Below are 12,383 nucleotides of genomic sequence, written 5' to 3'. Positions count from 1 at the left end.
CTGCAACATCGGAATTACGAGGATTTTTGTTGATTATTATGTGCGAAGTTTGAGTAATTCACAGTAACACCGGAATTCTCTGTCCTAAAAAAATAGCAGGTCGGCTGATCATTCATCGATCAGCGGACCTGCAACTTTACCATTGTCAAGTAAAAATAGCACACGTTGAGGGGACTTTGGGCCCAATAATGCGTGTATTTAATTAAATCATCATCTCGATGTCTCAACAGAAACTGCCACTGGGCCTAATTTGCAGATCACAAAACAGTGATACCATTGAATGCACATCCCGTTTTATCCTTGCGGCATAGTCCCGTAATTATCCTAATCAATCGTTTTTATTTCTGCGGGAATCCACATTTTCGGGTTGTAATTGAGGGTATATTTATACTTGGAAACATCATTGCCGCCGAGATCTTCCACCACATAGGTCACGTTGTCGCTTAATCCGATAAAGTGTTTCTTGTAACTACCGTCTTCATCTTCGACAATCACTTCCAGCTGATTGTCCGCCGTGTCGGCGGTGATTGACATCTTTCCGGTCATTTGAAATAATACATCCCCCTCAATGCAATTGATCACCGTCAACTGTCTGATCACATTGAAGTTGTCAGCTTGTTGAGATAAGTTGTAAGAAACTTTTTCCGCCTCGCTTTCGCAGCCGGTAAGCATTAATAAACCTAGTAGGGCAATAAATACTGCTGTTTTTTTCATCATCCTGATCCTTTCTGTTCTTGAATTTATTAAACTGACTACTGCGACTGACCAAGCAGCGGCCATTTTTCGGTTTCGATAAAGTGCTCCACCAGGGTGTGAGCATTCCTGATAATCTGCTGGTCAAAATCCAAATAGTTTAGCAGGGCAATGGCATTTTTTGTCCGGGCCGGGCCGGGGTGCAATTGATAATCAAAGCTGATGCTATCATCGATAATGGTTTCCTAAAAATGATAATTGGCGTACCGGGCCGCTAGAATATTGGTGATTTCGGCGGTTTTTTCAAAATCCAGCAGTTGGTTGACGCAGCGGAGGATGGCTGAAAAATAATGGATAGTTAGTAAGTTTTTGGCGATTTCCTTCTTGAAATAATAGTAGACCACACCATTAACAAGCAGTGACAGCACCAGAGCCGCTAGCCCAACCGACCCGTTAAACAGACAAAGCCCCAGGCCGAAAAGCGGCATCAGTGCCAGAATGGAATAGACTCAGGGGTTTTTAAGGGGTTTTAACTGACTTTCAAAAATCAGGGAGGCAACGTCGTTATAAATTGATTTTCCGAGTCGTGATAAAATCATCTGCATTTCCAGCCGCTCCCGGGAATGGGTCGCAAAGTATGTGATATATTGCTCACGGTCGTTGAGCGGTTTTTCACTCCACTGGGGTTGATGCAGGGTGACATAGAGGTACTCGTCGCCTACCGAGGTTAAACAGGTATCCAGCCGTTTAAAGACATCGTCCATATCCAAATCGCTCCAGGTCAGTTCGTTAATGGCCACATCAATCTGTTCATATTTTAGTTTACGATCCCAATAGTCCGACACACCGCCCCAGATATCGGGATTAAAACTGGTGGGCGCTTAGCCGAACTCGTTTGATAAACGCTGGCGAAAGAGCTGGCGGGCTCGATGACTGGAAACCATCCCGAAACAAGAATGGCGATGACGCCAATGATGATAAAAAATAATAATCCCGTGATACTCCTTTATTTTCAGGTTTGTGAATCGCAACTTATCTCAATAGTCACCTGAAAACATGCATTAACTATACGCCTTCAGCAGATCAATGTCAAATTTAAGCTTTACCTGGAGAGCTCGGACACAGCCCATCCGATAAAAAAACAAATACTTCCAATAATAATAAGTTTTGATTGATTTATTCATGATTTCTCCTTGTATTTACACAATTGCCTTGATGCTTCTAGTATTGATTATAAAGTATTTTTCGTCTATACTTAGATGTATATACAATGTGATACTTGTACATCCATTTTGTATGGGATAAACTATTTGTTTTATTAACCATTAAACACCTTTCCTTATTTCTTCTAGAGCCTGAACATTTCTATCGTACTCGGAAAGACGATTCTGGGATATAACTTTTTTCCCACCACCCGCATAGTAGGTGGTTAATTGTTTCGTGTACTATGCGCACTCAACATACTAAAAATCTATAATCGAGCCCTGACGTCAACTACTATCAGGGCATAATTTTTAATGCACGTTAGGCGCTCAAAATACCTGAGCTGTTTCTAATAATAGAATTTTTCAGAAAACCTGGTTCAACGAACCAAGCTTTATGTTAAGTTGCGCCAAACACGGCTACTTTCCACGACGAGACCAGAAGGCATTCCAAAATGATGCCTTAGTTATCCCGAGTCTAAATCATATTTAGATAAAAATCCTTTTTTAGGGTATTAATTCCCTAACAAGATGCAATCTAAGCAGAATAAAATAAGGAGGTGCCCGATGGAAAATGAAACTCCCCCTAAAACAAAGCTATCCACTAGTGTGATCCAGATCACCGTGATTGCCTTGGCAATTAATGCCCTGGTCTATTTTTTAACACGCAACCTGTTTGCTGACGTTGCCAACCCAGCTATTTTTTACGGTCTTGGTTTTATGGTCCTGTTTATGCCAGTGCTCGCTGTTTATCTCCACCAGCAGCAAAAAAACGCAAATCCGGGGGACAACGACCAGTCTGTCAGCTGTGAAATCGATAAAACCGCCTTGGCCCGAGAAATTGATGAAAGTGAATCCCGCTATCGGGTTCTGGTGGAAAACTCACCAGCAGGCATTATCACCTGTGATCTCGACGGCAACATCACCACCGTCAATTCGGCCGCAGTGAAACTGCTGGGTTCGCCTTCGGCAGAAGCGACTAAACAGATCAATGTGTTTACTTTTGGGCCCCTGGTTGCCTGCGGCATCGCCGACAGTCTTAAAAAAAGCCTTAACACCGGTAAAACGGTCACCAGTGAAACCTTCTATACCACCAAATGGGGCAAAAAGGTGTATCTGCGGATGCATTGTGCCCCGCTTCACAGTTTTTCCGGTACCATCATCGGCGTCCAGGGAATCATTGAGGATTTCACGGAAAATAAAAAAGCCCAGGATCAGCTTAAGACCTATTATCATGTCATTGAGCACAGTCCGGTGGCAGTACTCATCAGTGATGATAAAGGGCAGATTGAATACATTAATCCCAAATATATCGAGCTAACCGGTTATAAGCCGAATGACGTCATCGGCAACAATGTCAGTATGTTATATGACAAAGCCCCTACTTCAGCGGAATATTATCAAGAACTCCTTAACACAGTCCGGGCTGGTAATGTGTGGCACAGAGAAGCTTTTAATGAGCGCAAGAATGGCGTGGGTTACTGGGAAAATATTTCCATCTCCCCGGTTCTGGATGAAAATGGCCAAATTTATCATTTTGTTGTTTTGAAAGAAGATATCACCAAACGCCGGGAGGAGTCGGAAAAAGCAAAATACCTGGCTTATCATGACAGTCTGACCGGGCTGTCCAATCGCAGCCTTTTTTATGACCGACTGATGATTGCCGTAGCCAATGCCGCCCGCTATCAGAGTCGACTGGCGGTCATGTTTCTGGATCTCGACGGCTTCAAGGAGATTAATGACACCTATGGCCATGATACCGGCGACGACGTCTTAAAAGCTGTTGCCGGTCAGCTCAAAGAAGTCATGCGCAAAGGCGATACCGTCGCCAGAATGGGTGGTGATGAGTTCACCCTGATTGTTCAGGAATTTGAAAACGTGACGGATGTTAAATTAGTGGCTGAAAAAATTCTCAAGTCGCTGCGACAACCCTTAACGGCCAAATCATTACTGGTAACTCCCAGCATCGGGATTGCCTTTTATCCCCAGCACGGTACCAATCATGAAACCCTGTTAAGCCATGCCGACAAGGCCATGTATCAGGCCAAAAAACAGGGAAAAAATAATTATCAGATTTATAAGCCGGATCAGGAAGCCGCAAATAGTGACCGGCACCAGTACAACCCATAGCCAATTTAAAAAGAATGCCCGAAAAAAAAAGACAGCTATCACTAGCTGTCTTAACTGTTTATTAATGGTCGGAGTGAGAGGATTTGAACCTCCGGCCTCATGGTCCCGAACCATGCGCTCTACCAAGCTGAGCCACACCCCGTAATATGTTGCATTTCCGACTCATATATTGTAAACTATAATAGATAAAAACACAATCATAAATTTAAATTTTTTCGATGTTAAGGAGGAACCCTACCATGCACAAAAGAAACCCACTTTATCGTGTTGGCGCATTGGTTTTAGTCGCCGTTATTGTTTTAAGTCTTCTGGTTGTATACAGCTTATAATCTGAATGAATATTCGCATTATTGCTGTTGGAAAAATAAAAGAAAAATATTTAGCTCAGGCTATTCAGGAATACACCAAACGATTGAGCGCCTATTGTCGACTGGAATTAATCGAAGTTAAAGATGAGAAAATTCCGGAAAATGCCAGTGAAGCCCAACGCCAAAAAGCCGTGGACATTGAAGGACGCCGCGTTCTTTCTCATTTGAAAGATGATGAAATTCTAGCCACCCTGGAAATACAGGGCGATCAACTGGACTCTCCAACTTTTGCCAGGAAAATCGAAAACTATGGAATTCGGGGAAAAAGCCAAATCACCTTTGTCATCGGCGGTTCCATCGGTCTTTCACCTGATATAACCAATCGTTCACAATGGAAATGTTCATTTTCAAAGATGACATTTCCCCACCAGTTATTTCGAGTGATGCTGTTGGAGCAAATATATCGTTCTTTTAAGATAATCCGTGGCGAAACATATCATAAATAGCTAATTCAATTTTTACAATGAGAGGTAAAACATGCCGGACTATGTACTAAAAGCCACCGCCGGAAACGGACAAATTCGGGTCTTTGCGGCGACAACACAGGGGCTCGTTGAAACTGCCCGGAAACTGCATCACACCAGCCCAGTAGTTACCCAGGCGTTGGGCAGACTATTAACTGCTGGTTCACTGATGGGGTCAATGATGAAAAATGCTGATGAATTGATCACGTTGAAAATCGCCAGTGATGGCCCACTCAGCGGCTTATTGGTAACCGCCGATGCACGAGGCAACGTCAAAGGTTATCCCTATGTCAGTGATCTTTCTGACACCATGGAATCACCCATACCGGTTTCAGAAGCCATCGGCGATGGCGCCTTGAATATTTTAAAAGACATCGGTTTAAAAGAGCCCTATGTAGGCTATTCACCGCTTGTCAGCGGTGAGCTGGCCGAAGATTTAACCTATTACTATGCGCAATCTGAACAAATTCCCACCTCAGTATCACTGGGCGTCTTATTAAATAATGACGGTACAGTCCGACAAGCGGGTGGATTTATTATTCAATTAATGCCAGAGACCGATGATGACGTGATTGATGCGCTGGAAGCAGCACTCGCTGATACCCCATCTTTGACCAAACAACTTGACGAAGGAAAAACGCTGGAAGAAGTTATGGAAGAACTGTTTAAACACCTGAACCTAAAGATTTCCAAAACAGAAATCACCCGTTTTGTTTGCGATTGCTCCCGCCAGCGTATTACCAAAGCACTGATATCGATTGGAAAAAAAGATCTAATCGACATGATCGCAGATCAGGAAGATATCGAAATCAACTGTGACTTTTGTAAAGAAAAATATCTCTTTACACCCGAAGACCTACAGTCCATCCTGGATCGTATTATAGAAAAAGAGGGTTGATATGGTTTTAAAATCACGCTCCAGTGGTGTTTTGATGCCAATTCCCACCTTGCCGGGGGATTACGGCATCGGAACTTTAGGCAGTGATGCCCACACTTTTGTTGACCTGCTTCGCTCCATGGGCTTTAGCTACTGGCAAATTCTGCCAGTAGGGCCTGTGGATAGCTGTTTTTCGCCATATAAAAGCACCTCCGCATTTGCTGGTAATCCCCTTTTGATTGACCTTGAACGGTTATACCAATGGGGGTTATTAACAGCGCATGAACTGGCAACCGGTAAATCTACTGCTCCTGCTTACTCCATTGATTATCCCAATCTGATCTGCAATCGTCATTCTATTTTCAAGCTTGCTTTTTCTCGACTTACCCCAAAACAAAAAACTGATATTCATAACTATGTCGAAGCCAATAGCGAGTGGCTTCCCGATTTTTCCTTGTATACCGTTTTGACCCAGCATTATTCTGAAGAAGACTGGACCAAATGGAAAAATCAGGATCTGGTAAAGCGAAGGCCAGCCGCACTGTCCGTCGCCCGATCTGACTTTTGCGAAGAGATTGATTTTCAGAATTTTCTCCAATACACCTATGCTAAACAATGGTCGGCACTTAAAGAGTACGCCAATTCAAAAACAATAAAGATTATTGGCGATATGCCCATCTATGTCGCACATACCAGTGCCGATGTGTGGTGCCATCCGGAGCTTTTTCTATTAGACGATAAAGGCTCTCCCATTGAAATTTCCGGGGTACCTCCAGACTATTTTGCCAAAAATGGTCAATTATGGGGCAATCCATTATATCGTTGGGATGTGATGAAAAAAGACCATTATTCCTGGTGGATGCAACGGATAAAAAAAGCACTGGCAGATTTTGACATGGTTCGAATCGATCATTTTCGGGGCTTTTCTGCATACTGGTCAGTACCAGCAAGTGAAGCGACTGCCAAAAATGGCCGTTGGATTCCCGGTCCGGCGATGGACTTCTTTACGCAATTGGAAAAAACTTTTCCTGAACCGAACATCATTGCTGAGGATCTGGGGCTCCAGGATAAAGACCTGGTCAAACTATTAAAGGACACCGGCTTCCCCGGTATGCGGATCATGGAATTCGCCTTCATTGATGATTTGGATAATATTCATTTACCCCATAATTATAGCCCCAATACCGTGGCCTACTCGGGCACCCATGACAATAACACACTGCTGGGAACTTTTTTTGACTACACTTCGGAACATCGTCGGTATGCTTTTGATTACTGCGGCTACACTGATGCTTGGGAAAACCAATGGCAGATCGGTGGCCACCGCAGCCCTTCCTGTCGGGCTTTTATCCGTACTCTTTTTCAGAGTGCCGCCAACTTAGTCATCCTGCCCATCCAGGATATTTGCGGATATGGCTGCGACACGCGCATAAATGAACCGGGTACTACTGAAAACAACTGGGTTTTTCGAATGACCCGGGATGGTCTTTCAGAAATTGATGTTGATTGGTATCATCACATCAATCAACTCTATCATCGAAAAGCTCTGTCTGTCATCTAACTACGGACGATTCAACTTATTGATTTATTTTGCAAACCATTACTTTAGCGCACTAACGCAATACTGCAGATTGTGTAAATCAGTGTAATTAAAACAAGTGTCCGTATCATTCAAACATTTCTTAATATAAACTTGCAATAAAAGTGTGAACTTTGGTATAATAGCCACAGGTAAAATTAGGAAAAAAGAAAAAGGAGGACTTTACCTTGAAAAAACCTTTATCAGTATTATTGTCTCTGGCTTTGGTCGTAACCATGGCCGCTGGTTGTTCTAGCGGAACAACAACTTCTTCTGGGGATAGCGACGTTATTAAAATTGGCGTGTTCGAACCCTTGACCGGTGCTAATGCCGCTGGTGGTGAACTGGAAGTTGAAGGGGTCGAATTGGCCAACAAATTACGTCCTGAAGTATTAGGCAAAAAGGTTGAATTAGTCATTGCTGATAACAAATCAGACAAGGCTGAAGCAACAACTGCTGCTGCCCGTTTAATTGAAAAAGACAAAGTTGTTGCCATCTTAGGTTCCTGGGGATCTTCACTCTCCATTGCTGCTGGTGACGTTGTCAAAACAAACCAAATTCCTGCCGTTGCGCTTTCGGCTACCAACCCTCAGGTTACCGCCGGAAATGATTACTACTTCCGTGTCTGCTTCCTTGATCCTTTCCAGGGAACTGTAATGGCCAACTATGCGTCTAAAAAACTGAATGCAAAAAAAGTTGCCATCATCCAGGAAGTTTCCAATGACTACTCAGTTGGTTTAGCCAAATTCTTTACCGATTCTTTTGTTAAATTAACTGGCGACCCAAATGCGATCGTAGCTACTGGTAATTACAATACTGGCGATCAGGATTTCAACGGAATCTTAACCAATATTAAAGCAGCTAATCCAGATGCGATTTTTGCGCCTGGTAATTTTACTGAATCCGCATTGATTATCAAACAAGCCCGTGCTCTTGGCATCACAGCTCCATTTATTGGTGGTGATACCTGGGAAACAAACGAATTTATCACCGTTGGTGGTGCTGATGTCGAAGGCGCTGTCATGTCAACATTCTTTGACGATACCAATCCACTAACTGAAGCCGGTAAAACTTTTGTTGCCGAATACAAAAAAGCCTATCCTGACCGTGAAAACATTGCAGCTGTAACAGCCCTTGGTTATGACGGCTACATGATGACCCTGGATGCGATCGAACGAGCCGGATCTGCTGATCCTGTTGCCATCCGTGACGCATTAGCGGCCACTAAAGACTTTGAAGGTGCTACTGGAATGATTACCATTGATGCTAATGGTGATGCTACTAAAAATGAAGCGATCATTAAAACTGTTAAAGATGGTAAATTCACCTACATGGATTCAGTTACAATTGACTAGCAAAAAGTCAAATATTACTAATGAGAAGTCATATTTCATGTGACTTCTTTTATGCGCAAGGGAGCGCAAAGCAAAACGTACACTGTCTGTTTTGTTTGTGCTGCCTTCACAACAACTAACTTTGAGGGTATTTGTATGATCAGATACCCTCAATTTAAATTAAATGATATGACGAGGTTATAATTATGGTCGTTGGAATGACAATGGAAACATTCTTGCAGCAACTAATAAATGGTTTATCTCTTGGGAGTTTATATGCGTTGATCGCCATCGGTTACACGATGGTTTATGGTATCTTGCGACTGATCAACTTTGCCCATGGCGATATCTTTATGATGGCTGCCTATTTCACATATTTTGGGATTGCCGTGTTTTTTCTTCCCTGGTATGTCACGTTTATTATTACAATTGGGTTAACCATTTTACTTGGTGTCACGATTGAACGGGTGGCCTATCGTCCCCTCCGTGATGCACCTAAAACATCACTATTAATTTCAGCGATTGGGGTCTCATTTTTGCTTGAAAATGTTGCCACTTACTTATTTTCAGGAAAGCCACAAGCGTTTCCAGAATTCCCGCTTTTGACAACACCTTTCTTTATTGGCGGTTTGTCGATTCAACCGGTTTCTATTGTTATTCCAATTGTTGCGTTTATCTTGATGTCAGCACTACTCTTTATGATCAATAAAACCAAAATCGGTATGGCCATGCGGGCGGTCGCTGTCGATTATGATACTGCCAAACTCATGGGTATTAAGATCAATGGGGTCATTTCTTCAACCTTTGCCATCGGTTCTGCGCTAGCTGCCGTCGGTGCTATTCTATGGTGTATGAAATACCCATCGGTGTTACCCCTCATGGGTGTTGTTCCCGGACTTAAATGCTTTATTGCCGCCGTAATCGGTGGAATTGGTAATGTTAAAGGCGCCGTTCTTGGGGGACTGATCCTCGGCTTTTCGGAAGTTCTGATGGTCGCCTTCTTTCCAGCACTTACCGGTTACCGGGACGCCATCGCATTTGTCATCTTGATTATTATTCTGCTCTTTCTTCCCAATGGTCTTCTTGGTAAGAAACAAGTGGAAAAGGTTTAGGGGAGGTACCAGAAATGAACGAAACTCAAAACAACCTCGGTGCCTACTTAAAACTTCACTGGAAAACAGCGGTTTTCTTAGTTGTTCTCCTTATTGGAATAGGTTTAGCCGATATTTTTGTTGATTCCTATATGCGTCGTTTACTGAATTTATGCGCAATTTATGTCATCGTCAGTTTGGCAATGAATTTGGTCAATGGCTTTACCGGTCAGTTTTCATTGGGCCAAGCCGGTTTTATGGCGATCGGAGCCTATACCGTAGCCATCTTTACAGTACCTGTTGAATCGCGTGCTGCCATTTTTTATCTGGAACCGATGGCGCCTTTTTTAGCCAATATCCAGTTGCCTTTTGTTGTGGCATTAATACTGGGTGGTCTGGCATCAGTGGTGGTGGCATTCTTTATTGGCTCGCCCTGTCTACGGCTTCGGGGTGATTATCTGGCCATCGCCACACTCGGATTTTCGGAAATTATCCGGATTATCTTTACCAATACGCAGTCAATCACGAATGGTGCCCTGGGGATTAAGAGTATTCCCACCATCAGCAGTCTCTGGTGGACCTATGGGACGGCTCTGCTGGTAATTATCGCAACCATTTTACTTGTTTACTCGTCATATGGCCGGGCCTTCAAAGCCATCCGGGAGGACGAAATTGCTGCCGAAGCGATGGGGGTTGGACTCTTTAAAACGAAGATGACTTCTTTCCTGATCGGTGCGTTTTTCACCGGCATCGGTGGTGGATTATTCGCCGCCCTATTGGGTACTGTTGATCCAAAACAGTTCTATTTCACCCTGACTTATAACTTTTTGCTGATCATTGTCCTTGGTGGAATGGGCAGCATCTCCGGAACCATCATTGCCAGTTTCCTGGTTACACTCGGACAGGAAGCCCTGCGTTTTCTGGATGAGCCCATGGCCTTCGGACTGGATCTGCCGATCTTCAGACCTGGTCTGCGAATGGTTGTGTTTTCATTCCTGCTGATGATTATCGTGCTTTTCTATCGCAAAGGCTTAATGGGTACGAATGAACTCACCTGGGATTTCATGGCCCAGAAATTCCAGTCCATCAAGAAAAAACTGAGCCGAAAAAAGACCTCAACTGAAGGAGGTGGCAAGTAATGAGTCTGCTAAGAACAGAAAATGTCATCATGCAATTTGGCGGTGTTGTCGCCGTCAATGACTTAAATATCGATATCAAAAAGGGCGAATTGGCTGCCCTGATCGGACCCAATGGGGCCGGTAAAACCACTGCCTTTAATGTCATCACCGGGGTTTATACCCCTACCAGTGGCAAGGTTCTTTTTACCCCAACCGATAAGAACGGCACCACCACTGAAATTGATATAACTGGTAAGAAACCGGATAAAATCACAACTCTGGGTGTTGCCCGAACCTTTCAGAACATCCGCTTATTCAAGGAATTGTCCGTTCTTGAAAATGTTCAAGTTGCTACCCACTTAAATACTGATTATAGTTTTTTATCCGCCATTATGAGAACCCCCAAAGCCCGAAAAGGCGAAGCTCAGGCTAAAGCCGACTGTGAATTTTTGCTGGAACGGTTAGGACTCATTGATCTCAAAAATGAAAAAGCTTCATCGCTTCCCTATGGACAACAGCGTCATCTGGAAATTGCCCGAGCCCTGGCAACCAAACCGCAGTTGCTGCTGCTTGATGAACCAGCAGCAGGAATGAATCCTCAGGAAACAGATGAACTGACAGATTTAATTTTTAAACTGAAAACGGATTTTGATCTGACCATTTTTATGATTGAACATCATATGGATCTGGTCATGGAAATTTCTGATCATATTTACGTACTGGATTTTGGCTGTACCATTGCCAAAGGAACCCCGGATGAGGTTCAGAATAATCCTAAGGTTATCGAAGCATATTTGGGGGTAGACGCCGATGTTGAAGATTAGTAATTTGCAGGTCGCTTATGGCGGTATCGAAGCGGTTAAGGGAATTGATCTGGAAGTGCCGGAAGGCAAAATCGTGACCCTGATCGGAGCCAATGGCGCGGGAAAAAGCACGACGCTTCGAGCTATTGTCAATTTGGTTAAATCAAAAGCTGGCAGCATCACCTATAACGATGAAGAACTACTGGGCCTTGATACCACCAAAATCGTTGACAAGGGCATCACGCTGGTTCCGGAAGGACGACATGTATTTCCCGATCTGACAGTGCTGGAAAATCTCAAGATTGGCGCTTATATGCGCAAGGATAATCTTGATGCCGACATCAAACACATTTACAGTCTCTTCCCCCGGCTTGAAGAACGCTCCTGGCAGGCTGCGGGAACCTTATCCGGTGGCGAGCAGCAAATGTTGGCCGTTGGCCGGGCGATGATGAGTCGTCCGAAACTATTGATGATGGATGAACCGTCCTTAGGTCTGGCTCCTCTGGTTGTTCAGGGTATTTTTGATATCATCGAAACCCTTAATAAAGAAGGGATGACCATTCTTTTAATTGAACAAAATGCCAATATGGCCCTTCGAGTCGCTGATTATGCCTACGTACTGGAAACCGGCAAGATAACCAAAGCTGGAACTGGTCGGGAACTGCTGGCTGATGAAAGCATTAAAGAAGCCTATCTGGGCAAAAGCCAACGAAATAAATAGAAA

General features: G+C 43.7%; 14 protein-coding genes, 1 tRNA gene and 1 pseudogene. 9 read left to right on the top strand and 7 right to left on the bottom strand.

The features are described from left to right. Positions 1–324: 324 nt before the first annotated feature. The 6 genes and pseudogenes from Q7P33_RS08560 to Q7P33_RS08535 form a co-directional block, all read right to left on the bottom strand. Positions 325–717, bottom strand: coding sequence for a hypothetical protein (locus Q7P33_RS08560; protein WP_303869264.1), 393 nt, complete (start codon positions 715–717; stop codon positions 325–327). Positions 718–752: 35 nt separating this feature from the next. Beyond that, positions 753–899, bottom strand: a complete 147-nt coding sequence (locus Q7P33_RS08555) for a hypothetical protein (protein ID WP_303869262.1) — start codon at positions 897–899, stop codon at positions 753–755. A 39-nt stretch (positions 900–938) separates the two neighbouring features. Continuing rightward, a complete protein-coding gene (locus Q7P33_RS08550; protein WP_303869260.1) occupies positions 939–1,181 on the bottom strand; it encodes a hypothetical protein in 243 nt (80 codons plus the stop codon). 21 nt (positions 1,182–1,202) lie between these two features. After that, positions 1,203–1,538, bottom strand: a complete 336-nt coding sequence (locus tag Q7P33_RS08545) for a hypothetical protein (protein WP_303869257.1) — start codon at positions 1,536–1,538, stop codon at positions 1,203–1,205. A gap of 216 nt (positions 1,539–1,754) precedes the next feature. Beyond that, complete coding sequence (locus Q7P33_RS08540; RefSeq protein WP_303869255.1) at positions 1,755–1,877, bottom strand: hypothetical protein; 123 nt, start codon at positions 1,875–1,877, stop codon at positions 1,755–1,757. A 43-nt stretch (positions 1,878–1,920) separates the two neighbouring features. Continuing rightward, a pseudogene (locus Q7P33_RS08535) lies at positions 1,921–2,019 on the bottom strand (IS200/IS605 family transposase); the annotation flags it as partial. Between the two features lie 443 nt (positions 2,020–2,462). On the opposite strand from Q7P33_RS08535, the gene Q7P33_RS08530 reads away from it, so the two are divergent. Further along, entirely contained in the window at positions 2,463–4,025 is a 1,563-nt protein-coding gene (locus Q7P33_RS08530) for a bifunctional diguanylate cyclase/phosphodiesterase (RefSeq protein ID WP_303869252.1), read from the top strand. Positions 4,026–4,090: 65 nt separating this feature from the next. Here Q7P33_RS08530 and Q7P33_RS08525 read toward each other — a convergent pair. Further along, positions 4,091–4,167 (bottom strand) — tRNA-Pro (locus Q7P33_RS08525). Positions 4,168–4,359: 192 nt separating this feature from the next. On the opposite strand from Q7P33_RS08525, the gene rlmH reads away from it, so the two are divergent. The 8 genes from rlmH (at position 4,360) to Q7P33_RS08485 (ending at position 12,380) form a co-directional block, all read left to right on the top strand. Then, positions 4,360–4,839 (top strand): 23S rRNA (pseudouridine(1915)-N(3))-methyltransferase RlmH, encoded by a 480-nt coding sequence (gene rlmH, locus Q7P33_RS08520; RefSeq protein ID WP_303869250.1) that lies wholly within the window; start codon positions 4,360–4,362, stop codon positions 4,837–4,839. A gap of 31 nt (positions 4,840–4,870) precedes the next feature. Next, positions 4,871–5,755, top strand: a complete 885-nt coding sequence (hslO, locus tag Q7P33_RS08515) for an Hsp33 family molecular chaperone HslO (protein WP_303869248.1) — start codon at positions 4,871–4,873, stop codon at positions 5,753–5,755. Position 5,756: 1 nt separating this feature from the next. Continuing rightward, a complete protein-coding gene (gene malQ, locus Q7P33_RS08510; protein WP_303869246.1) occupies positions 5,757–7,295 on the top strand; it encodes a 4-alpha-glucanotransferase in 1,539 nt (512 codons plus the stop codon). Positions 7,296–7,501: 206 nt separating this feature from the next. Next, positions 7,502–8,668 (top strand): ABC transporter substrate-binding protein, encoded by a 1,167-nt coding sequence (locus tag Q7P33_RS08505; protein WP_303869244.1) that lies wholly within the window; start codon positions 7,502–7,504, stop codon positions 8,666–8,668. Positions 8,669–8,865: 197 nt separating this feature from the next. Then, positions 8,866–9,759: a branched-chain amino acid ABC transporter permease gene (locus tag Q7P33_RS08500; RefSeq protein ID WP_303869270.1), complete on the top strand. Its 894-nt coding sequence runs from the start codon at positions 8,866–8,868 to the stop codon at positions 9,757–9,759. A gap of 14 nt (positions 9,760–9,773) precedes the next feature. Beyond that, positions 9,774–10,877: a branched-chain amino acid ABC transporter permease gene (locus tag Q7P33_RS08495; RefSeq protein ID WP_303869241.1), complete on the top strand. Its 1,104-nt coding sequence runs from the start codon at positions 9,774–9,776 to the stop codon at positions 10,875–10,877. Next, complete coding sequence (locus Q7P33_RS08490) at positions 10,877–11,680, top strand: ABC transporter ATP-binding protein (RefSeq protein ID WP_303869238.1); 804 nt, start codon at positions 10,877–10,879, stop codon at positions 11,678–11,680. Before Q7P33_RS08495 ends, Q7P33_RS08490 begins: the two co-directional genes overlap by 1 nt. After that, positions 11,667–12,380, top strand: a complete 714-nt coding sequence (locus tag Q7P33_RS08485; protein ID WP_303869236.1) for an ABC transporter ATP-binding protein — start codon at positions 11,667–11,669, stop codon at positions 12,378–12,380. The genes Q7P33_RS08490 and Q7P33_RS08485 overlap by 14 nt, the downstream gene beginning before the upstream one ends. Positions 12,381–12,383 lie beyond the last annotated feature (3 nt).

The organism is Acetobacterium wieringae (assembly GCF_026646375.1).
Lineage (GTDB): Bacteria > Bacillota > Clostridia > Eubacteriales > Eubacteriaceae > Acetobacterium > Acetobacterium wieringae_A.
Note: the sequence above shows the minus strand (reverse complement) of the source record. Positions and strands in the feature narration are given on the sequence as shown.